Source organism: Micromonospora sp. LOL_021 (assembly GCF_048060215.1).
GTDB lineage: Bacteria > Actinomycetota > Actinomycetes > Mycobacteriales > Micromonosporaceae > Micromonospora_E.
In genome coordinates this window covers 22,520-44,001 of the sequence record NZ_JBHMIN010000036.1, presented here as the reverse complement: position 1 = coordinate 44,001, position 21,482 = coordinate 22,520, and the positions used below count along the sequence as shown (strand labels likewise).

The window sequence follows — 21,482 nt, the reverse complement described above, 5'->3', positions numbered from 1 at the left end:
AGTGAGTACCGACGACACCGCGTCCACCGCCAACCCCACCGAGCCCGGCACCGGGCCGGAACCGGGCGGGCTCGACCGCCGCGACCGCGGCGACACTCTCGTCGCCCGGATCCGCAGCCAGCCGATGACCGTGGTCGCCCTCGGCTACCTGGTGCTGCTCAGCCTGTTGGCGGTCGCCGCACCGCTGGTCAGCCCGTACGACCCGTACGCCACCGACTTCCGGGCGATCCTCGACCCGCCGTCGACCGCGCACTGGCTCGGCACCGACGACCTCGGTCGGGACATGCTCAGCCGGCTGCTGTACGCCTCCCGCTCCTCCCTACTGGCCTGTCTGCAGGCGGTCGGGCTCGGCCTGCTCGGCGGAGTCCTGCTCGGGGTGACCGCCGGCTACTTCGGCGGCTGGGTGGACCGGCTGGTAATGACGCTGATCGACGCCGTGCTCAGCGTCCCCGGCCTGCTGCTGGCGATGTCCATCGTCGGCGTGCTCGGGCCCGGGCTGCGCAACGCCATGTTCGCCCTCGCGGTCATCTTCGTGCCGATCTTCGCCCGGTTGAGCCGCATCCAGGCGCTGGCGGTACGCGAGGAGACCTACCTCGAGGCGGCCCGCTCGATCGGGGTCTCCCACCTGCGGTCGGTGCTGCGGCACGTGCTGCCCAACATCGCCGGTCCGCTGGTCGTCCAGGTCTTCATCACGATGGCCGTGGCGATCGTCGCCGAAGGTGCGATGAGCTACCTCGGGCTCAGCATCCAGCCGCCGGAGGCGAGCTGGGGCAACCTGCTGCAGCGGGCGTTCTCGTCGGTCGCCTCGGCCCCCTGGTTGATCTTCATCCCCGGCCTGACCATCACCCTGACGGTCGTCGCCTTCCAGGTGCTCGGCGACGGACTCAGTCAGGCCCTGTCCGGTGGACACCAGCAGAAAGCAGGCAACCGATGACTGCCGCGAGCACCACGACCCGACCGCTGCTGGAGGTCGACGGCCTGACCGTCAGCGTGGGGTCCGGACGGGACACCGTGCACCTGGTCGAACAGGTCAATCTGACCGTCGCCGCTGGCGAGACCCTCGGCCTGGTCGGCGAGAGCGGCTCGGGTAAGAGCATCACCTGTCTCGCCCTGGCCGGGCTGCTGCCACCCGGCGCCCGGATCACCGGCGGTTCGATCCGCTTCGCCGGGGAGGAACTCACCGGCCGATCCCCCGCCGAGCTGACCCGGTTCCGCGGCAGCCGGGTCGGCATGGTCTTCCAGGAGGCGTTGAGCAGCCTGAACCCGGCGTTCACCGTCGGCAACCAGATCGTCGAGAGCCTGCTGCGACACACCAGAATGAACCGCCGGCAGGCCCGGGCCCGCGCGGTGGAGCTGCTCGACCTGGTCCGGATCCCGGACCCGCAACAGCGGGTGGCCAGCTATCCGCACGAACTGTCGGGCGGGATGGCCCAACGGGCGCTGATCGCGATGGCCATCGCCGGCGAACCGGAGCTGCTGATCGCCGACGAACCGACGACCGCCCTGGACGTGACGGTCCAGCTGCAGATCCTGCAGCTGCTCGGCGACCTGCGTGACGCGCTGGGAATGTCGTTGCTGCTGGTGTCGCACGATCTCGGCGTCATCGCCACGATGGCGCAACGGCTCAACGTCATGTACGCCGGTCAGGTCGTCGAGTCCGGTCCGGTCCGCGACGTGTTCGCCGCACCACGGCATCCGTACACCTCGGCGCTGATCTCGTCCAGCGCGGAGGTCGCCGAGAAGGCCACCCGGCTGCCGGTCATCCCCGGCCAGGTGCCGCGCCCGGGCCACTTCCCCGCCGCCGGCTGCCGGTTCGCCAACCGGTGCGCCCACGCGCAGCCGCAGTGGACTCGGACCGACCCGCCGTGGACGGTGCTGCACGGCGGCGACCGGGGCACCCGATGCGGCCGGCACGCCGAACTCGAACTGCCCGGCACCGGCCAGGTACCGGCCACTGGCCCGGCGCCCGCCACCGAATCCGACCCTCCGGCGGCGACCGACGCGGCGACCGAGGCGACCGTCGAGGATGCCGGCGCCGGTGATCCGATCGACGACGGCGATCCGACCGATGCCGGGGACATCGGAGACGCCGACGACGGGGCCGTGCTGCGACTACGCGGCCTCGGCAAACAGTTCCCGGTCCGGCGCGGGGTGCTCGGCCTGCGCCGAGTGGTGGTGCACGCGGTCGACGGCGTCGACCTGACGGTGGCCCGTGGCCGGACCCTCGGCCTGGTCGGTGAGAGCGGATCCGGCAAGTCGACCGTCGGCCGGCTCGCCCTGCGGTTGATCGAACCCAGCAGCGGGGAGGTCTCCTTCCTCGGGCGGGACCTCGCCGCGATGCGCCGGGGCGAGCTGCGGTCACACCGCCGCGGCATGCAGATGGTGTTCCAGGACCCGTACGCCTCGCTGGACCCGTCGATGACGGTCGGACAGAGCATCGCCGAACCGCTGGTGGTGCACTCCCGGCTGACCCCGGCCGAGCGCCGCCGCCGGATCGGCCAGCTGCTGGAACGGGTCGGTCTGGACCCGGCACTGGCCCGCCGGTCGCCGCGAGCCCTGTCCGGCGGCCAACGACAGCGGATCTCGTTCGCCCGGGCGCTGGCGCTCGAACCCCAGCTGATCATCTGTGACGAGCCGGTGAGCGCGCTGGACGTCTCCACCCGTTCACAGATCGTCAACCTGGTACAGGACATCCAGGACGCCGAGGGCATCGCCTTCCTGTTCATCGCCCACGACCTCGCGCTGGTCCACCACGTCAGCCACGAGCTGGCGGTGATGTACCTGGGGCGGGTGGTGGAAAGCGGTCCCGCCAGTCGGGTCTACGCCAGCCCTGCCCACCCGTACACCCAGGCGCTGCTGGCCTCGATGCTGACCCCGGCCAGTCACGGGCTCGCCGACCGGAGCACCCCGACCGGAGAGATCCCCAGCCCGATCGACCCACCGTCGGGTTGCCGGTTCCGCACCCGCTGCCCGCACGCGATGCCGGTGTGCGCCGAGGAGACCCCACGGCCGGCGTCGGTCGCCGGCGGCGGCTGGTCCGCCTGTCACCTCACCGGCTGAGCCGGCTGCCGGCCGGCCCGCCGCCGGCAATCACCGTGGCTGCCGGGCCGCTTGCGCACCGGCGACCAAGCCGAAGACCGCTGCCTCGAGCAGCCCGCCCATGGTCGCGCCGGCCGCGTACAGCCCGGTGATCGGCTGGCCGGCGGCGTCGCGCAGCCGGGCCCGGCCGTCGACCCGCAGCCCGCCGAGGGCGAACGTGACCCCGGCTACCAGCGGCACCGCCCGCAGCGGCGGTACGGCCAGCCGCAGTCGGCCGGTGCGCGACGGCGACGCCTCCTGCGGCGAGGCCCGCAACTGCGCCACCGTGGCGGACAACCCGGCCGGGTCGATGCCGGCTCGAGCCGCCAGGTCCGCCGGACCGGTTCCGGTCAGCACCGTCGCCCCGCAGTCGAGCAGGTACGGGTTGGGGGCCGGGTCGCCGATCCGCCCCTCGGTGCGCCACCCGTCGTCGTCGACGATCAGCCAGCATCCGTCCGGTGCCGGGCCGTGGGCCACCGCGTTGGTCGTGGTCACTCCGTGGTGGCTCTCGTCGACCAGCCGCCGACCGTCTCCGCCGACGACGATCCCGACCGCGGCCAGCGGGTCCAGGATCGGATACGGCCACAGTCGACTGTCCTGGCGCGCCTCGCGGACCAGCAGGTGGCCGTAGAAACCGGTATCCGGGACCAGCGCCGCGCCGGCCGAGCGGCCCATCCGCAGTCCGTCGCCGGTCGCGGTGCCGGCGCCGCGCAGCAGCACCCGGTCGGTGTCCAGCAGGTCACGGCGCAGGCCCGGGTCGGCCTGGAACCCGCCGTCGGCGAGGACCACGGCCCGGCTGGTGATCCACTCGGTGGCACCGCCCGGCAGGTCCAGCCCGACCTGCCAGGCCGCACCGGGCGCGGGCCGCAGCCGTCGGGCCCGGGCCGGCTGCCGCAGTGTGCCGCCGGCGGCGGTGAACTCGTCGGCGAGCCCGCGCAGGAAGGTCCAGACGCCGAAGCTGGCGTACCGCCGGCCCGGCTCGGTGCGGCGCACCGGGGCGAACACCCGCGCCCGGTGCGCGGCGTCGCCGTCGGTGACCAGTTGGGCACCGTGCTCGACGAGCCAGTGCAGGGTGGGTCGTAGGCGTTCGCTCCAGGTGCGCAGCACCGCCTCGTCGGCCCGACCGTCGGTCAACTCCCGCATCAGCGCCCGCAACTGGTCCGGCGGGGTCCTCGGATCGCGCAGCGCGGCGTGCAGGGCACCGCCGGACAGCACCGAGTTGCCCCAGCCGGGGCGCCGACGGGACCGTTCGACGACGACCACCGACGCGCCGGCCTGCTGGGCGCGAACCGCAGCGCACCAGCCGGCCAGGCCGGCGCCGACCACCAGCACGTCAGCTGACGGTTCGGGGCCATCGCCGGTCGGCGGCGGACAGTGCGTGTCCAAACCGGGCTCCTTCCAGCACGGCGTGCGTCAGCCGACGTGGCGCCAACGCGTCGCCGACCACCTGACATTTGAGGTCCGCCGGCAGCGCGGCGCGCGGCCCGTCGTTCGCGGTACGACCGTGCGCGACAATCACCGCACCGGCGTCGAGGATCGATTGGTGCCCGGTGAACAACTGCTCCACCTCGACGGCCCCGCCGGACCACCGGCGCACCCGGGTCATCGGGGCGAACCCCACCGCCCGGCCGTACAACCGACGCAGCACCGCCGGTCTGGTCCGCTGATCCAGATCGGGTCCGATGTCGACACATTCGGTGCACACCCGGACCGGCCAGCCCTCCCCGGCCAGCAGGTCGGCGGCGAGCAGCGGCTCGAGATGCCGCTCGGCACCGCCGACCACCAGCACCGGTGTGCCCGGCGGCGGTCGACGACCGACCAACAGATCCATCGTGGTCAGTACCGGTTGGTCGGTAGGGAAGCCAGCCGGGCCCGACCGGCCGCCGGTGGCCAGCACCACCAGGTCCGCGTCGAGCAGGTCGGGGTGCTCAGCGGTGGCGGTGGTGCCGGTACGCAGGACCACCCGCCCTCCGGCGGGAGACGGCCGGTCCAGCAGCGGGGCCAGCCGCCGCTCGAGCCGGTGCAGCAGCGGTGCCCAGTCGGCGAGCAGTGGCGTACCGACCAGGTGACGCAGTGCCCCGCCGACCATGTCGGCGGCTTCGATCAGGGTCACCTCGGCTCCGGCCGCCGCGGCACCGACCGCCACCTCCACCCCGGCCGACCCGGCACCGACGACGGCGATCCGTCGGCGGGCAGGACGGTGTCGGACGAGAGCCGGACCGGCCGGTGGTTCGGCGGGCAGCGGGTCGAACTCGGCTTCCCGGCCGGCGGCCGGGTTCGCCGGGCAGGAGAACGGCACCCGTACGCACTCGTTGCAGGCGACGCAGCGGACGATGCCGGCGTCGTCCCCGCGGACCGCGCGCCGGGGGAAAGTGGGGTCCGCGATCAGCGCCCGGGCCAGTCCCACCAGGTCGGCCGCGCCGTCAGCGATCAGGCCACGGGCGATCGCCGGATCGGTGATCCGGCCGGAGACCAGGACCGGCACGTCGACCACGGCGCGGACCTGCCGGGCGGTCGGTGCCGCCGGCGCCGGCGGCACCAGCCAGGATCCGGTGTACGCGGTAGCCGGCCGGCCGTCGCGCAGCCCGTCGTGGTTGCCCAGCGACAGGTTGACGTAGTCGACGAGATCGGCGATGCCGGCGGCGATCCCGGTCACTCCGGCGGCGTCGATCCCGCCCGGCACCTCCTCGCCAGCGGTGAGCCGGACGCCGAGCAGCGACCGGTCCCCCAGCTCGGCGCGCACCGCGCGCAGGATCCGGCGGATCAGCCGCAGCCGGCCGGCCGGGGAGCCGCCGTACCGGTCGGTGCGCCGGTTGTAGTGCGGGGACAGGAACCGGTTCAGCAGGTACCCGTGGCCGGCGTGCAGTTCGACGCCGTCGAACCCGGCGTCGACGATCGCCGTGGCGGTGGCGAGGTAGCCGGTCACCAGATCGTCGATCTCGGCGGCGGTGAGCGCGTGCGGGACGACTCCGGTGTCGTCGCCCCGTACCTGCGACGGGGCGAGGGCCGGTTGGAAGTTGTCCCAGCCGCGTTCGGCGCCGGGGTGGTGGATCTGGCCGACGGCGAGCGCCCCGCCGCCGTGCGCCGCGTCCGCCAGTCCAACCAGTTGCTCGTGGGCCGCCGCGAGCAGCACCTGACGGTGCCGGGGGTCACGCACGTGGAACGAGACCGCGTCGGGGTCGGCGTAGCCGTCCGGGTCACCGGGGCAGGCCTCCAGCGGGTAGACCGGGTTGGCGTACACCCCCTGGCCGGCGGGTAGCACGATCATCGCCACCCCGCCGGCGGCGCGCTCGGCCACGTAGCGCCGCAGCCGTCGGGGCGGCAGCCGGCCGAGGTGCGGGGTCATCACCATCCGGTTGCGCAGCCGGTGCCGGCCGACGGTCAGCGGTGCGGCCAGCGGGTCACCGCCCGGCCCGCCGGTCATGCCGGCAGCAGGGTCTGCAGCGCGACGTCCAGCCCGCCGTCGACGGCGATCACCTGACCGGTGACGTAGCGGGCGGCGTCGCCGAGCAGGAAGACCACGACCGGGGCGATGTCCGTCGCGGACCCGGTGCGACCCAGCGGTACGGCGGCACCACGGCGCTGCGCGGCCTGCGGGTCGCGGCTGCTGGCCGAGAAGTTGGTGCCGCTGACGATGCCGGGCGCGACCGCGTTCGCCCGGATCCCGTCCGGACCCCATTCCAGCGCCATCTGCCGGGTCAGTGCGATCACCGCGGCCTTGGCGGCGTTGTAGGCACCGGCGCCGGGCGCGACGTGGATGCCGCACAGCGACGAGATGTTGACGATCGCACCGCCCGACGTCATCGCGGGCAGTGCGGCCTGGCTGCAGTAGAGCGCGCTGGCGCAGTCGATCCGCATGATCGCGTTCCAGTCGTCCGGGCTGACCGACCGCAGTGCTCCGCTGCGTACCACGCCGACGTTGTTGACCAGGCCGGTGAGCCGGCCGAGCCGGTCGACGGCGGCGGCCACGACGGCCGCGGCGGCCCGTGGGTCCGCCACGTCCCCGGCGACGGGGTAGGCAGTGCCGCCGGCGGCGGCGACCGTGTCGACGGTGGTCTGGGCGGCGGCCGGGTCGAGGTCGTTGACGGCGACCGCCGCGCCGGCCGCCGCGACCTGCCGGGCGGTCGCCGCGCCGATCCCCGATCCGGCACCGGTGACCAGCACCGCTCCGTCCGCCAGTGTTGTCATCCCGACCCCTCTTCTCCGCCGCCCGACGGTCCGTCGGGCAAGCTCATTCGTCGATCGCCAGCAGTACGTTCTTGACCCGGCTGAACTCCAGCAGTCCGGCGAGCCCGCCGACCTTTCCGTAGCCGCTCTGTTTCACCCCGCCGAACGGCGCGAACGGCCCGGCGGGCGCGCCGGCCCCGTTGACCCCGACGTTGCCGACGGCCAGCGCCGAGGCGACCCGCATCGCCCGGTCGACGTCGCGGGTGTGCACGTAGCCGGCGAGCCCGTACCGGCTGGCGTTGGCCGCCTCGACCGCCTCGGCTTCGCTGGCGAACCGGCAGACCGACAGCACCGGGCCGAAGATCTCCTCGGTGGCGAGTTCGCTGTGCGGGTCGACGTCGGAGAAGACGGTCGGGGCGACGTAGTAGCCGTCGGCCAGCTCGCCGCCGAGCCGGTGCCCGCCGAGCACCAGGTCACCGGTGTTGTTCTCCCGGGCCCGGTCGATGGTCCCGACGACCCGCTCGCAGGCGGCCGCGTCGATCAGCGGCCCCATCTGGGCGGCCGGGTCGAACGGGTCGCCGACGGTGACCGCCCGCAGGCCGTCCAGCAGCCGGCCGAGCACCTCGTCGTACGCGTCGTCGTGAACGAACATCCGGGTCGGGATGGTGCAGCCCTGGCCGCTGTTGGCGGTGATCAGCAGCGCGAATCGGCAGGCCCGGTCGAGATCGGCGTCCGGGAAGACCAGCGACGCGCTCTTGCCGCCGAGCTCCAGCAGCAAGGGCTTGAGCGTCGGGGCGGCCGCCGCCTGGATCCGGGCAGCCGTCGCCGGACCGCCGACGAATCCGATCTTGTCGACCTCGGGGTGGCGGACCAGGGCGTCGCCGACCGCCGGGCCGCCGGGCAGGACGTTGACCACCCCGGGCGGCAGTCCGGCCTCGGCGCAGAGTCGACCGAACCGCAACGCCGCGAACGGGGCCTGCTCCGGCGGTTTGACGATGACCGTGCATCCGGCGGCCAGTGCCGGGGCGACGGTGGTCTGGATGTTGGCCAGCGGATGGTTCCAGGTGAGGATCGCGCCGACCACGCCGACCGGTTCCAGCAGGGTGAGGTCCAACGCTCCGGGCATCCGCAGCGCGTCACCGGCGGCCTTGTCCAGCCAGCCGGCGTAGTAGTCGAAGAAGGTTTGGCCGGTGGTGTAGCGGCCGTACGACAGGGCCGCCGGGGTGCCGACCTCGAGCGCGTTGATCGCGGCGAGGTCGGCGGCGTTGGCCCGGATCAGGTCGCCGAGGCGGGACAGTACCTGGCGGCGGCGGTCGATGGGCCAGCTCCGCCAGCCGCAGGCGGCGGCCCGGGCAGCGGCGACCGCCTCGTTGACCTCGGTGGCTCCGGCCAGGGCGAAGCTCTGCTGGACGCGGCCGGTGCCCGGGTCGACGTGGTCGCGCCGACCTTCGGTGCCGGTGTCGCGCCACTGTCCGTCGATCAGGATGCCGGGGCGTAGCAGGCCGGTCGGGTCCGCCGGTCGGTTGATCACCGTCATCGACGGCCGCCGGGGGCCGGGATCGGTGTCGGGTCGACTGACAGCATCACGATCACCTCACAAGCGCTTGCTTGGTGGCCGACATTACCGCATCCCGCACCGTCGCGAAACCCGTGGTCAGTCCGGCGGCCGGTACGCCGTCACGCCGTCCGCCCGGTGCGACACCACCCGGCTCTGCTCGGCCAGCAGGTCGAGATGCAACGCCGTCTCGTTGACCGCCAGCATCCGGTGGTACGGCGGTAGATCGTCGAGCGCCCGGCGACGTCGGGTCCAGGGCAGGGTCCGCGCCACCTGGTACGCGGTCCGCGCGCCGGCACCGACCGCGGCCGCCATCTCGGCCAACCGGTCCCGGTGGTGGGCCAGCAGTTCGTCCACCCGTCGGTGGACGCTGTCGCCCACCGGCCCGTGCGCCGGCAGCAGCAGCGCGTCCGGCAACGCGCGTACCGCCCGCAACGACTCCAGGTACCGGCCCAGCGGGCGGTGCGCCGCCACCGCCTCGAAGCCGACCGACGGGGTGATGCCCGGCAGCACGTGGTCACCGGCGAAGAGCAGCCCGGCCTGCGGGTCGCGGAAGACGTAGTGCCCCGCGGTGTGGCCCGGTGTCGGCAACGCCCGCAACCGGCGGCCGGGCAACGCCACCTCGCGCTCACCGGACAGCCACTCGTCCGGCGGTTGCCAGTCTAGTTCCGGCTGCTCCGCGTCGGCGGTCAGCCGCTTCACCTGGTCGGCGAGGTCGGCGGCACGGCGGCGCGCAACTGGGCCAGCGGGGCGGCGTACGGCTCGTCGGTGCCGGCCGCCATGAACTCCAGGCTGGGCCGCTCGCCCGCCCCGAGCGCGATCGGCACCCCGGTCTCCCGTCGGATCGCGACCGCCTGCGAATAGTGGTCCTGATGGATGTGGGTGACGAGGAACCGGCGGATCGCTGCGAGGTCGTGCCCACAATCACCGAGCGCTGCCTCGAGAGCCTTGCGGGCGGCCGGCACCGCCCAGCCGGCGTCGACCAGCACCAGCCCGGCGTCGTCCTCGATCGCGTAGACGTTGACCGCCCGCAGCGCGTCGTCGGGCATCGGCAGCGGAATCCGGTATACCCCGTCCGCGACCGGGTGCGCCCCCGGCGTCATCCAGTCCGACACCGTCGCCATCGGGCACCCCCTCGTGCTGACCAACCAGCCACCGACCATACCGGTCGATTGCTTGGCTACTGGTGGTACCGCTCACCCGCAGCCGGTGATCGTCCACACATCGAAGCCCGGCACAGTGAGTCAGTAGCCGCGCCACGCCGCCCGGCTGTAGGTGAGCACCCGGGGGTCCAGCAGCGTCGACGGCTCGACCGGCACCGGACCCCGGTCCGGTGGGAACACCTGCGCCGCCCGCAACACCTCGGGGCCCAGGAAGCGCAGCGCGGGGGCTTCCGCCGGCAGCTGCGGCGTCGGCCCCGAACCGTCGCCGTCGGCGACCGCGAGCAGGAAACCCCAGTCACCGAACGACGGAACATCGACGTGGTACGGCCGGGTCGTCCAGCCCGCATGCCGCACCGACGCCTCGATGCACCAGAAGGCACGCGGCGCGAAGTACGGGGACCCGGCCTGCACCACCATCCTGCCCTGCGGACCGAGTGCCTGCCGGACCAGCGAGTAGAACTCCACCGAGTAGAGCTTCGCCGTCGCGGTCTGGTCCGGGTCCGGCAGATCGACGACGACCGCGTCGAACACTCCTGGTGCACCGCGCAGCCAGGCGAACGCGTCGGCGTGCACCAGGCGTACCCGCGGATCGTCGAAGGCCGCGCCGTTGAGCGCCCGGATGTCCGGCTCGGTCCGGGCCAACGCGACCACCGCCGGGTCCAACTCGACGACCGTCACCGAGGCGACGTCGGGATAGCGCAGCACCTCGCGCAGCGCCAGCCCGTCCCCCCCGCCGAGCAGCAGCACCCGGTCCCGCCGCCCGGACAGCGCCGGATGGACCAACGCCTCGTGGTAGCGGTACTCGTCCACCGAGCTGAACTGCAGATCCCCGTCGAGGTACAGCCGCAGGTCGGAGCCGTCGACGACCGGCGACACCGCCCGGGTCAGGACGATCTCCTGGTAGCGGCTGCGTTCGGCGTGCACCACCGGATCCCGGTAGAGCTGCTGGCGCGCGGTCACCTCGAAGTCCGCCGCCACCAGATAGGCGCCGGCCAGCGTCGCCAGCACCACCGTGGCGGCGAGCGCGACCCCGGCCCGGCCCGGCCGGCCGAGATCGCTCCGGAAAACCGTGCCGACCAGCAGGATTCCGGCCAGCGCGTTCACCGCGCCGACCAGCAGCGCCCCACGCAGTTGGCCGAAGAACGGGATCAGCAGGAACGGGAAGGCCAGACCTCCCAGCAGGGCACCGACGTAGTCGGCCGCGAACAGGTCGGCGACCGCGCTACCGGCCGCCTGCGCCCGGATCCGCTGCAGCAGGACCATCAGCAGCGGAATCTCCGCCCCGATCAGCAGCCCCAGCACGAACGCGGTCGCCACCAGCGCGGGCGCGTAGAGGTCCAGCCAGGCGAAGGCGGCGTACAGGCCCAGCACCGACAGCCCGCCGAGCAGGGCCAGGATGAGCTCGACCGCGGCGAAGGCGACCACCGCGTGGTGCTGCAGCGGCTTGGCCGCCAACGCGCCGACGCCCATCGCGAAGACCATCACGCCCAGCACGATCGACGCCTGGCCGACCGTGTCGCCGATCAGGTAGCTGCCCAGGGCGACCAGCGCCAGCTCGTACACCAGGCCGCAGGCCGCGCAGACGAAGACCGCGACCAGGACCGCCGGGCGGGCCAGCCGGGCGTACCGGTGGCCGGTGCCGGCACCGTCGCCCGGTGCCGGCACCACGGCGGCCGACATCAGCTGACCGCCGACATCAACTGATCGCCGCGGCCACGATCGCGCCGGTGGCAAGGTGGATGGTGGCGCTGACCCAGACCGCCGGATGCGGCTCCCGGTCCACCAGGATGTCCCCGAGGCGGCCCGGCGTGACCGCGTCCAGCAACACGAACGACACCGCCATCACGAGCAGGCCGAGCAGCCCGTACCCGGCGGTGCCGACCAGCCCGGTGACGAAGCTGTTCTCCCCGGCGGCGATCGCGGCCACCACGATGGTGCCCACCGCGAACAGGTTCGAGGCGAGCAGCACGGTCGCGTTGCGGTTGCGCTGCGCCCAGATGAGTTCGTGCAGCTTACCCGGGGTGACCAGGTCGACCAGCAGGTAGCCGAGCGCCATCAGGACCAGACCGACCCCGGCGTACGCCAGGGTGAGCAGCAGATCGACGAACAGAGTGCGGAACATGTGCCAACTCCAGGTGGTGGGATGGGGGTGGTTACTTGCCGGTGCCGGGACCGCCGCCGCGGATCGTGCTGCCGCGCTGCCAGTTCCACGAGTTCCCGACGACGGAGCGGTACCGGGGGTACGCGGTCGTCATGCGTTCCAGCAGGATCAGCGAGCCGGCGGCGATCGGCAGGATGACCACCGAGTCGTCGCCGTAGCGCAGGTAGTAGCGGTCACCGACGGTGTACTGGTCGGCCGGGCTGAAGGTCCGGGTGAGCTGCTGCGCCACCTGGCGCGGTGGCAGATCGGAGCGGTACCCCTCGGCGTCGGAGCCGATGTCGTCGACCACCGAGCGGGCATAGCTGCGCTCGACGTAGCCGCGGGCGGAGAAGGTGCCGGCGGCCAGCCCGCAGCACGAGACGATCACGCCCACCAGAGCGAGGACCACGCCACCGACGATCCATTTGCGGGAAGTCACCGTACTGTCACCACCGTCTCGGTCTCGACCAACTCGGCTGTCTGCGGGTACGCATGCCAGGTGCGCCAGCTGATCCGCGCACGATCGATCCGGGCGTGCAGCGCGGTGAGCGCGTCCGGGCTGCCCGGGAAGACGCCGACCAGGGCGTGCGGGTCGCCGGTCAAATGCCGGCGGAGGCGGTCGGCCCGCCCGGCGAGCTCGCCCGCTGACAGCCGAAGCGCTCGCGCGGCGAACCGGTAGCCGTCGTCGGCGTCCACCACCGCCGGTAGGTCGGGTGGATGACCGGGCAGGCAGGCGAGCGTCTCGACCAGGTCATGACCGGCGGTACGCAGCACGACCTGGTGTGAGGCCCCGAGCAACCGCAGCCGCAGCAGCCCTGCCGGCTGCGAACCGGGCCGCTGCGAACGCGAGCGGGCGCCGCCGTCGGTGCCCGGCAGGGGCAGCTCGAGCACGTGCAGGGCAGGTCGCTCGGCCAGACCGAGCGCGAAGCTGAGCTCCGCCGCGCTGGTGTCGACGTACGGTGCGTCCAGGGCGACCAGCATGTCAGGCCTTCCCAGCGGTCGGTGCCTGACCGGCGGAGGGGTAGATCATCACCTCGGCGCGGTGCAGCACCTCGCCGAAGCCGATTTCCCAACGACCCGAGTCGCCGAAGCCCTCGAAGGACAGCCGGGCGTTGTCCGGGGCGGTGTAGTCGAAGTAGCGCACGAAGCCGCTGGGGATCAACCCGGTCGCCCCGACGCTGGTGAACCGGGCCTGGCCGGATTCGTCGAGCCGGTAACGGCGCCCGGCGACATCCACCACCGCCGGGCCGGGCTGCAGGTGTTGCAGGTCAGGCCCGGCCGCCCGCCACAGCACCAGCTCCAGGTCGGGGTCGGATTCGACGGAGAGCCACAGCTTGTCGCCCCGCGCGTCGTCGAGAAAGTGCTCGCTCCAGGTCCAGCTGCCCTCGGCGAAGTGCAGGCTGCCGCGGACCGCGTACGACTGTGCCCGGATCTCCACGATGTCACCGGGGCCGAGGCGACGCGGATCGCCACGCAACGCGTCGGTGTCACCGGTATGGAACGGGTCGACCGGTCCCCCACCGGACCCTTTCCGAGCGCCACCGGCGCGGGTCCGGGTCTGCCACACGGCGATCGCCGCCACCACCACACCAGCCGTCGCGATCAGGCATCCCAGCCCGGTCACCAGGTAAGCAATGGTCCCGTTCATCATCCCCGCGCCCTCCGTACGTCGCACCGGTCGACGACCGTAACAAGTGCGCGCACGTCACCCGCAGCTAGCGCGACTAAGTGACGGGTCAGCGACGGAACGCAGCGACTTCACCGCAGGTGGGTGTCGAACCATCCGGCGGCGTCGGCGGCGACCCGGTTCAGCGTGCCCGGCTCGGCGAACAGGTGACCGGCGCCCGGCACCACCCGCAGGTCGTACGGTGCCCGCAGGACGGCCGCAGCCGCCGCGTTGAGCTCCGCGACCTGCGCATCAAGCTCCCCGACCAGCAGCAGGGTCGGTGCCCGCACCTCGGCCAGGACGGTCCCGGCCAGGTCTGGCCGGCCGCCCCGCGACACCACGGCACCGACCCGTTCCGGCCGGGACGCGGCGGCGCTCAGCGCCGCCGCCGCGCCGGTGCTGGCACCGAACAGCCCTACCGGCAGGCCGTCGAGTTCCGGCTGTTCGACGGCCCAGTCCACCACCGCGGTCAACCGCCGGCTGAGCAGGGCGATGTCGAAGCGCAGTTGGGCGGTGGTGGCGTCGATCTGCTCCTCCTCCTTGGTCAGCAGATCGGCCAGGACGGTCGCCAGGCCGGTCGCGTGCAGCCGGCCGGCCACGGTCCGGTTGCGTGGACTGAGCCGGGAGCTGCCGCTGCCGTGGGCGAACAGCACCACCGCCCGGGTACGGGCGGGCACCATCACGTCCGCGTCGAGCGCGACGTCGACGGCGGGGACGCGGGTCGCAGTGTCCTGGGCCACCGGGGTCGGATACCCGGCCGATGACCGGTCATGCCTGCGACACGACGCTCAACCGTGGGCCGGCGGATCGCCCTGGCTGCCGGGGTCCAGCTCACCCGGTCACCGGACCGTCCTGGTGGCCGACCGGTACGCGACGAGCAGCGCCCGCGCCTTGAGCATCGTCTCGTCGTACTCGTCGGCCGGGTCGGAGTCCAGCACGATGGCACCGCCGGTGCCGACGGTGAATCCGTCGCCGGTCAGCACCGCGGTACGGATCACGATGCTGAGATCGGCACCGCCGCCGAGGCTGAAGTAGCCGAGGGCGCCGGAGTAGATCCCCCGGGCCCGCTGCTCCAACCGGTCGATGATCTCCATGGTGCGCAGCTTCGGCGCACCGGTCATCGACCCGCCGGGGAAACACGACCGTACGCAGTCGACCGCGCTGGTCGGCGGACGGAGCCGTCCTTCGACGGTGGACACCAGTTGGTGCAGGGTGGGGTAGGTCTCGGTGGCCAGGAACCGGGGAACGCGTACCGAGCCGACCTCGCAGACCCGGCCGAGATCGTTGCGGAGCAGGTCGACGATCATCAGGTTCTCGGCCCGGGTCTTGGGTGAGCTGGCCAGCGTACGACGTAGCCGGTCGTCCTCGTCGGTGTCGTCCGCGCGGGCCGCGGTGCCCTTCACCGGACTGCTGTCGACCCGGCCGTCCGGGCGGATGCGCAGGAACCGTTCCGGTGAGGAGCTGGCCACGACGACGTCGTCCAGCCGCAGGTACGCCGCGTAGGGCGCGGGGTTCATCCGACGCAGCGTCCGGTAGTAGGCGAGCGGATCCGCGACCGGCGGCAGCCGCAACTGGTTGGTCAGGCAGATCTCGTAGCTCTCGCCGCGTCGCAGCTGCGTGCGGGCCGCTTCGACGTCGGCGAGGTAGCGGCCGCGGTCGCGGGCTGGCGTTACCCAGCGCCGCGGGTCCGCCCCGGCGTCCGGTGCCGCCGGCTTGTCGGACGGGCCGGGCCGCGCCGACGGCACCGCCCGCAGCCGGGTCGCCGTCGCCGCCAGCCAGTCCCGGGCGGCGCGCTGCCCGGCGTCGTCTGCGCTCAGCGCCACCAGGTAGGTGCGCCGGTGCAGGTGGTCGACGGCGACCAGCCGGTCGGCGAAGATCCAGACCGCGTCGGGGGTGTCGGCCCGGCGGGCGGTGGTGGGCACGCAGTCGGCCTTCATCTCGTAGCCGAGATAGCCGACGTAGCCGCCGACGAAGTCGAACGGCAGCCCGGCTGGGGGCAGCCGCCGCCGTGCCAGCCGGTGGCGCAGTACGTCGAGTATGCCGCCGGGCTCCTGCCCGACCGGACGGTCCGGCCGGCGCACCTCGACCCGGCCACTGCCGACCCGGTAGCTGAGCACCTCGGCCAGCGGTCCGTCGGCGTCACCGAGGAAGGAGAACCGGGAACGCCCGGCTGCGACGTCGGCGCCGTCGAGCCAGTACGCGTACTGCGCGTCGGCGTAGAGCTCCAGGAAGGCCGCCTCGGTGTCGATCTCCGCGTCGACGACCGTCACGTCGCGCCGCCAGCCGGGGTCGGGGGCCGCAGGATCGGGGTCCGCCTGCCGGGGTGTCACCGACGCGTCGGCGTGTCGCGGCCCAGCCGCCACCGGACGCACGGCGGCGGTGGCAGTGGCGGCGGCGGGCCCGGCGGCCCGGGCCAGGGCCAGGAAGTTGCCGACCAGCTGGGCACCGTGTTCGGTGCCGATCGACTCCGGATGAAACTGCACACCCCACCGGGGCAACCGACGGTGCGTCAACGCCATCACGGTGCCGTCGGCGGCCCACGCGCTCACCATGAGGTCCGCCGGCACCGGTTCGGTCACCTGCAGCGAGTGGTACCGGACCGCCGCGAAACCCTGAGGCACACCGGCGAACAGTCCGGCACCGGTGTGCCGCACCCGGTCGATCTGGCCGTGCCGGGCCCGCCGCTGGTCGACCCGCGCGCCGGCGTGCAACGCGATCGCCTGGTGGCCGAGGCACACCCCGAGCACCGGCAGATCGCGACGGCGGTCGAGTAGTTCCCACCCCCAGCCGAGGTCGGTCACCCGGTGCGGCCGGCCTGGGCCGGGCGAGATCACTACGCACTGGGCGGCGATCTGGTCGACGGCGGCGAGCCGGGGGTCGTCGTTGGCCAGCACGGTCGGCTCGCTGCCGGCGACCGCCGCGAGCAGCTGGAAAAGGTTGTACGTGTAGGAGTCGTAGTTGTCGACCAGCAGGATCCGCACCCGCTACCTCCCACCGCGTCACGGCACCGGCCGATTGTCCTCCATCCGCCGGGGGCGTGTTTCGCGGTCGCCGACGGCCGCCGGCGTCAGCACCGAACCGGCACGGCTCACCTGTCGGGCCCCGGGGCGGTGTCCCGGATCAGTCGTTCGACGGTCGCCGGCGCGTACACCCGGGCTCGGCCGACCAGTGCGACGATCAGCGGAGCGACGACCGCGGCGAGGCCGAGGACCGCAGCCTGTTGTGCCTCAGTGAGCGGCAGACCGAACGCGGTCACCACGCCCAGTAGCGCGGTGACCGCAGCGGTGACGCCGCCCACCGACCACAGCGGTTCGGTACTGCGCGGATTGGGGGTGACGGCCACGGGAAACCTCCTGGTCGAGCGGACACCACGAAGACGCGGCACCGGGCCGGGAGGTTGACCGGGGATGGTCAGATCGCAGTCATACTGAACTCTGCGGTCCGCACCACTCCACGGTGCTGGAATTCGAAGAACAGCTGGTAGGTGCCGGCCGACGGGACCTGGATGGCGAACGCCACCACTGAGCTCGGGCCGGTCGCCGGGGCCGGATGCACGTGCAGGTAGCCGAGATCGCCGTGGCGCAGCGCGACGAGGTGGCCGTACGAGCCGAGATACGGCTCCAGGTCCGGCACCGGCTCGCCGTCGCGGCCGAGCCAGACCAGTACCTGGGAGGCCTGACCCGGGCGCAGTCCGCCGTCCAGGGTGACGGTGTAGCCGTCGACTAGGACGGTCGCCTCGTCCACCGGGGTGGCCGGACGGATCGCGTACCCGCCGGCGACCAGCAGGTCCGCGCCGAGCGTCAGCGGTGTGTCGACGCCAGCCGGGACGAAGTCGGCGATCATCCGGTAGGCACCACCCCTGGGCAGGGTGATGACCACCCGCCAGGTGCCGTCCGGGGCCCGCCGCGGGTGCAGGTGCTGGTAGCCGGCGAAGTCCCGGCCGACCACGACCAGGTGCAGATCCCGCTCGTGGTTACTCCGGTAGCCGGTCACCGGAGCCCCGTCCGGGCCGAGGATCCGAAAGGCCAGCTCGGCGGCGACTTCGGCGGTGGTCGGAGAGTCCAGTAGGAGCAGCTGGTATCCGTCCTGGCTGACGCCCAGGCCGCCCACCGCGTGTCCGGCGTGGGCGGCGGTGGCCCCGCCGGCCGTCGGCGTACCGGTAGCCGGGCCGCTCGCCCGGCCGGCGACGAATCCGGCGGCGGCGACCAGCAGAGCCAGCGTCGCCGCCGTGACGATCCGGCCGGCCGGTTGGCGCCCGGTCGGTGCCGGGGCGGCAGCCGGCAGCCCTGGCGGCGCGGCGGCCGGCGACCCCGCCGGTACGGCGGCCGGCGGGGTCGTGTGTCGGGTGGCGGAGGTCGTCATCAGGCCGGAATCCGGCGGTCGACGGTCACCGGCCGATCCGCGGCCGACGTGACGGCGGGCAGGTTCGGCCGGAGCACGAACAGCCCTTGCTCGATGCCGCTGACCACCACGGTTCCGCTGGCGAAGTACGGGTACACGCTCCACGCCCCGTTCATCGAGGCGGAGTCGCTCGACGGATAGACATCAAAGTACCCGGCTTCGGTCAGTGTCCCGCTGGCGATGCCGCGCAGGTCGAGGATGCGCAGTCCGGCTCGGTAGTTGGCCTGATAGCTGTAGTTGCCCTTGATGTACTGGTTGTGGTCGGTGGCCGCCGCCGAGGAGGTGTGGGTACCGATGTGCCGGGGGGCGTCCAGGTCGTACAGGTCGAAGACGAAGGTCTTCGTCCCGCCACCGGCACGGGTCTCGTCCAGCTCGTCGTCGAGGACGAAGTACCGGTGGTTGTCGGTGAGCCAACCCTGGTGGGTGTACTGCCGGCCGGAGTACGCGGCCCGGACGATCTGCCGAGGGCTGGCCTTGCTGGTCACGTCGACGATGGTGATAGTGTCCTCGTTGGAGCTGACGCAGATCTCGCGGCCGGTGTAGGCGCTGTCCGGGCCCTGGTAGACCACGCACTGGGTGTCGTGGGTGTAACCGTCCTGGTTGACGCATCCGGCGAACGTCGGCGACGTGGGCGTCCTGATGTCGATCATGTGCAGGCCGCCCCGGCAGGTATTCGATCCCACCGCGTACGCGTATCCGGTCTGCTCGTTGATCGCGATGTTGTGCGAGTTGCCGAACCGGTTGTAGTGCGCGTCCGCGGTGAAGGTCTGCGGGCTGCCCACGCTGCGCAGCCTGGTCAGGTCGAACACCTGCATGCCGTGCCCACGGACATCGGCGACGACGATGGCGTGGTTGCGGTAGACCTTGACGTCGCGCCAGATCGCGGTCCGGTTCTGGTAGGCCGGCAGGTTGCCGAGGTACACCGGCGCGGTGGGGTCGGAGATGTCGACGAACGAGGTGCCGTTGCGGCGCCCGACGATCGCGTACTCCCGGCCGGTGCCCGGGTCCGTCCAGCCCCAGATGTCGTTGGCCTGGCTGCCGCCGATCTGGCTCAGCGGCAAAAAGGACAGCAGGTCGACGTTGCGGCACGGGTAGCCGCCAGCCTGACCGTTGCTGCAGCTCACCTGCGCCAGCGCGGTGAGTTGCTGGGTCGGCTCACGCTGGGCCATGAAGGCCACGGCCGAGGACCGGCCGGCGGGTGTGTCGGGGTCGTGCGCCGACGACGCCCCAGGCATTCCGGCGAGCAGCCCGCCGACCAGGGCCAGTGTGACAGCTGCTGTCGTCCATCGGGTTCGCATCCGGGCCTCCCCTGCCGTCGCTGCGACCGCCGCCGTCGGACGCCCGTCAGGCGGCTCCTGGCCGGCCTTCGGACACCGGCGCTCGGCTCCTGCGCCAAGCGTGCGGCGTCCGAAGTGTCCGGTCAAGAGCCGGGGAGGATACCAAACCGCTCATACCGGATCGGTTATCCGACGCGGGCCATCCCGCCATAGCCGAGCTGCCGGGACGGAGTCTGTGCGTCCACATCAAGACCCGGGTCGGGCCGCCAGTCCGCCATCAGGGTCACGCCCGGCTCGACCAGCTCCATCCCGTCGAACCAGGAGGTGATGGTGGCCCTGTCCCGGACGTAGAGGTTCGCGCCGACGCCGGCCTGGTAGGCGGCGACCATCCGGTCCACCTGCCCGCGGGTGTCCTCGTCCGCCGTGTCCGCGCTGAGGTGCGACATCGCGATGTAGCTGCCCGGCGCCAGCGCGTCCCGGTAGGCCGCGACGAGCCCGGCCGGATCCTCCTCGTCCGGCACGAAAACGAGCAGCCCGCCGAGGACGATGCCCACCGGCTGCAGCGGGTCGATCAGCTCGCGGACCGCCGGATGCGACCACACCCGATCGGGGTACTTGCCGTCGACCTCGGCCATCGCCACCAGCGGCTCAGTGGCGAGGATGTGCTCACCGTGGACGGCAGCCGAATGGTCGTTGTCCACGTAGACCACTCGGGCCTGCGGGTCCAGGGCGTGCGCCACCTCGTGCGTGTTGCCGGCCGTCGGCAGTCCTGAGGCGATGTCGATGAACTGCCGCACGCCCTGGCCGACCAGGTAGCGCACCGAACGGCGCAGCCAGTCCCGGTTGCTGCGGGCGAGCAGGTCGACGCTGGACAGCATCAGCTTGATGCGGTCGGCCCGCTCGCGATCGATCGCGAAGTTGTAGAGTCCACCAAGGTAATAGTCGTAGATCCGCGCGATGTTGGCATTTTCCACATCGGCTCGCACATCGCCCGATTGTCCGATAGTTGCCGTCATTTCAACGACCCTCCAGCGATATGACGGACACACCGAATAGGCGCGCCCGCGAACACGAACGGTGGCACGGCAACTATAAATGGGATCATCGAGTCCAGACAGTGCCCCGGGCCTGATACTCCAACACCTCTTCGGCGCGGACCGCGATGTCGGCGCTGACCTTGCGCCGTACCAGGTGTAGGGCCAGCTCCAGTCCGGAGGTGATGCCGGCGGCGGTCACCAGGTCACCGTCGTCGACGACCCGGGCGTTCTTCACCACGCCGCCACGGGCCGCCAACTCCGCCTTGGCACCGTTGTGCGTGGTGCACGGACGCCCCGCGGTGAGCCCGGCCGCCGCCAGGATGATCGCACCGGTGCACAGCGACGAGATCACCAGACCGCGCCGTGCCGCACCGGCCAGCGCGGCCGGCAGCACCCCACGGTCGATCTCCGGCCAGATACCCGGCCCGTCCGGCCGGCGGAACCCACCGCCGGGCACGACGATGATGTCCGCCGACCGGGGCGACCAGTCCTGCTCGACGATCACCCTGGTGCCGAACGCGGCGGTCACCGTACGCGGTCCGTCGACGCTGACGTAGCTGGTCTCGACAGCACCGCCACTGAGCCCACCGACGAGGGAGAACACCTCGTACGGGCCGACGAAGTCCTGCTCCTCCACCCCGTCGAACAGGACGATCTGCACCCGCAGCGGGCGCTGCGGCGGGTGTCCGGGCGCACCGGCCGCAGGCGCGGCGGCGCGGACCGGCGCTGACCCGCCAACGGCGGCCAGCACACCAGCGCCAGCGGCGGTAGCGGCACCCAGCAGTTTCCGACGTTCCATGTCGGTCTCCCTCCGGACCGGCCGCCGTCGTGGTCGGCCACTACCGAGTTGGTCGACCTACATCGATATTCGGTTCCAGCCATCGGGCCAATTTCCGGATCTTCAGTCCGTATCAGGTAGCAGCCGTCCGGGCCGGCGACAGCTCGGCCGCCGCTCGGCGTCGATTTTCCGGCCCGCCACCCGCCGGCGGACTACCATC

The 21,482-nt window shown here is 72.6% G+C and carries 20 protein-coding genes; 2 read left to right on the top strand and 18 right to left on the bottom strand.

Features of this window, described 5'->3' with window-relative positions; translation table 11 throughout:
- The first annotated feature begins 1 nt into the window (after window position 1).
- Together ACFHWT_RS21685 and ACFHWT_RS21680 are read left to right on the top strand one after the other, a co-directional pair.
- Entirely contained in the window at window positions 2-934 is a 933-nt protein-coding gene (locus tag ACFHWT_RS21685; protein ID WP_416596496.1) for an ABC transporter permease, read from the top strand.
- Complete coding sequence (locus ACFHWT_RS21680) at window positions 931-3,060, top strand: dipeptide ABC transporter ATP-binding protein (RefSeq protein ID WP_416596495.1); 2,130 nt, start codon at window positions 931-933, stop codon at window positions 3,058-3,060. The genes ACFHWT_RS21685 and ACFHWT_RS21680 overlap by 4 nt, the downstream gene beginning before the upstream one ends.
- A 30-nt stretch (window positions 3,061-3,090) precedes the next feature.
- On the opposite strand, the gene ACFHWT_RS21675 is transcribed toward ACFHWT_RS21680, so the two are convergent.
- From ACFHWT_RS21675 to ACFHWT_RS21590, 18 genes are all read right to left on the bottom strand, one after another.
- Window positions 3,091-4,464, bottom strand: coding sequence for an FAD-dependent oxidoreductase (locus ACFHWT_RS21675; protein WP_416596494.1), 1,374 nt, complete (start codon window positions 4,462-4,464; stop codon window positions 3,091-3,093).
- Window positions 4,412-6,502 carry an FAD-dependent oxidoreductase gene (locus tag ACFHWT_RS21670; protein WP_416596493.1) on the bottom strand — a complete coding sequence of 697 codons (2,091 nt, stop codon included), beginning with the start codon at window positions 6,500-6,502 and terminating at the stop codon, window positions 4,412-4,414. The genes ACFHWT_RS21675 and ACFHWT_RS21670 overlap by 53 nt, the downstream gene beginning before the upstream one ends.
- Entirely contained in the window at window positions 6,499-7,266 is a 768-nt protein-coding gene (locus tag ACFHWT_RS21665; RefSeq protein ID WP_416596492.1) for an SDR family NAD(P)-dependent oxidoreductase, read from the bottom strand. Before ACFHWT_RS21665 ends, ACFHWT_RS21670 begins: the two co-directional genes overlap by 4 nt.
- Window positions 7,267-7,309: 43 nt before the next feature.
- Window positions 7,310-8,782: an aldehyde dehydrogenase family protein gene (locus tag ACFHWT_RS21660; RefSeq protein ID WP_416596491.1), complete on the bottom strand. Its 1,473-nt coding sequence runs from the start codon at window positions 8,780-8,782 to the stop codon at window positions 7,310-7,312.
- 117 nt (window positions 8,783-8,899) lie between these two features.
- Entirely contained in the window at window positions 8,900-9,502 is a 603-nt protein-coding gene (locus ACFHWT_RS21655) for an MBL fold metallo-hydrolase (RefSeq protein ID WP_416596490.1), read from the bottom strand.
- A complete protein-coding gene (locus ACFHWT_RS21650) occupies window positions 9,499-9,924 on the bottom strand; it encodes an MBL fold metallo-hydrolase (protein WP_416596489.1) in 426 nt (141 codons plus the stop codon). The genes ACFHWT_RS21655 and ACFHWT_RS21650 overlap by 4 nt, the downstream gene beginning before the upstream one ends.
- A 120-nt stretch (window positions 9,925-10,044) precedes the next feature.
- Window positions 10,045-11,643: a polyamine aminopropyltransferase gene (locus ACFHWT_RS21645; protein WP_416596488.1), complete on the bottom strand. Its 1,599-nt coding sequence runs from the start codon at window positions 11,641-11,643 to the stop codon at window positions 10,045-10,047.
- A gap of 16 nt (window positions 11,644-11,659) precedes the next feature.
- The gene (locus tag ACFHWT_RS21640) at window positions 11,660-12,085 is read right to left on the bottom strand and encodes a DUF350 domain-containing protein (RefSeq protein ID WP_123602248.1); all 426 of its coding nucleotides are present in this window, start codon (window positions 12,083-12,085) and stop codon (window positions 11,660-11,662) included.
- Window positions 12,086-12,116: 31 nt separating this feature from the next.
- Window positions 12,117-12,542 carry a DUF4247 domain-containing protein gene (locus ACFHWT_RS21635; protein WP_416596487.1) on the bottom strand — a complete coding sequence of 142 codons (426 nt, stop codon included), beginning with the start codon at window positions 12,540-12,542 and terminating at the stop codon, window positions 12,117-12,119.
- Window positions 12,539-13,084: a DUF2617 family protein gene (locus tag ACFHWT_RS21630; RefSeq protein WP_416596486.1), complete on the bottom strand. Its 546-nt coding sequence runs from the start codon at window positions 13,082-13,084 to the stop codon at window positions 12,539-12,541. Before ACFHWT_RS21630 ends, ACFHWT_RS21635 begins: the two co-directional genes overlap by 4 nt.
- Window position 13,085: 1 nt before the next feature.
- Window positions 13,086-13,751 (bottom strand): DUF4178 domain-containing protein, encoded by a 666-nt coding sequence (locus ACFHWT_RS21625; RefSeq protein ID WP_416596520.1) that lies wholly within the window; start codon window positions 13,749-13,751, stop codon window positions 13,086-13,088.
- Between the two features lie 110 nt (window positions 13,752-13,861).
- Window positions 13,862-14,449: a dienelactone hydrolase family protein gene (locus ACFHWT_RS21620; RefSeq protein WP_416596519.1), complete on the bottom strand. Its 588-nt coding sequence runs from the start codon at window positions 14,447-14,449 to the stop codon at window positions 13,862-13,864.
- Between the two features lie 159 nt (window positions 14,450-14,608).
- The gene (gene pabB, locus ACFHWT_RS21615; protein WP_416596485.1) at window positions 14,609-16,750 is read right to left on the bottom strand and encodes an aminodeoxychorismate synthase component I; all 2,142 of its coding nucleotides are present in this window, start codon (window positions 16,748-16,750) and stop codon (window positions 14,609-14,611) included.
- Between the two features lie 107 nt (window positions 16,751-16,857).
- A complete protein-coding gene (locus ACFHWT_RS21610; RefSeq protein ID WP_416596484.1) occupies window positions 16,858-17,112 on the bottom strand; it encodes a hypothetical protein in 255 nt (84 codons plus the stop codon).
- Between the two features lie 68 nt (window positions 17,113-17,180).
- Entirely contained in the window at window positions 17,181-18,131 is a 951-nt protein-coding gene (locus tag ACFHWT_RS21605; RefSeq protein ID WP_416596483.1) for a hypothetical protein, read from the bottom strand.
- Window positions 18,131-19,468, bottom strand: a complete 1,338-nt coding sequence (locus ACFHWT_RS21600; protein WP_416596482.1) for a choice-of-anchor B family protein — start codon at window positions 19,466-19,468, stop codon at window positions 18,131-18,133. Before ACFHWT_RS21600 ends, ACFHWT_RS21605 begins: the two co-directional genes overlap by 1 nt.
- A 164-nt stretch (window positions 19,469-19,632) precedes the next feature.
- Entirely contained in the window at window positions 19,633-20,433 is an 801-nt protein-coding gene (locus ACFHWT_RS21595) for an SAM-dependent methyltransferase (protein WP_416596481.1), read from the bottom strand.
- A 115-nt stretch (window positions 20,434-20,548) separates the two neighbouring features.
- Complete coding sequence (locus ACFHWT_RS21590; RefSeq protein WP_416596480.1) at window positions 20,549-21,283, bottom strand: DJ-1/PfpI family protein; 735 nt, start codon at window positions 21,281-21,283, stop codon at window positions 20,549-20,551.
- Between the last annotated feature and the right edge of the window lie 199 nt (window positions 21,284-21,482).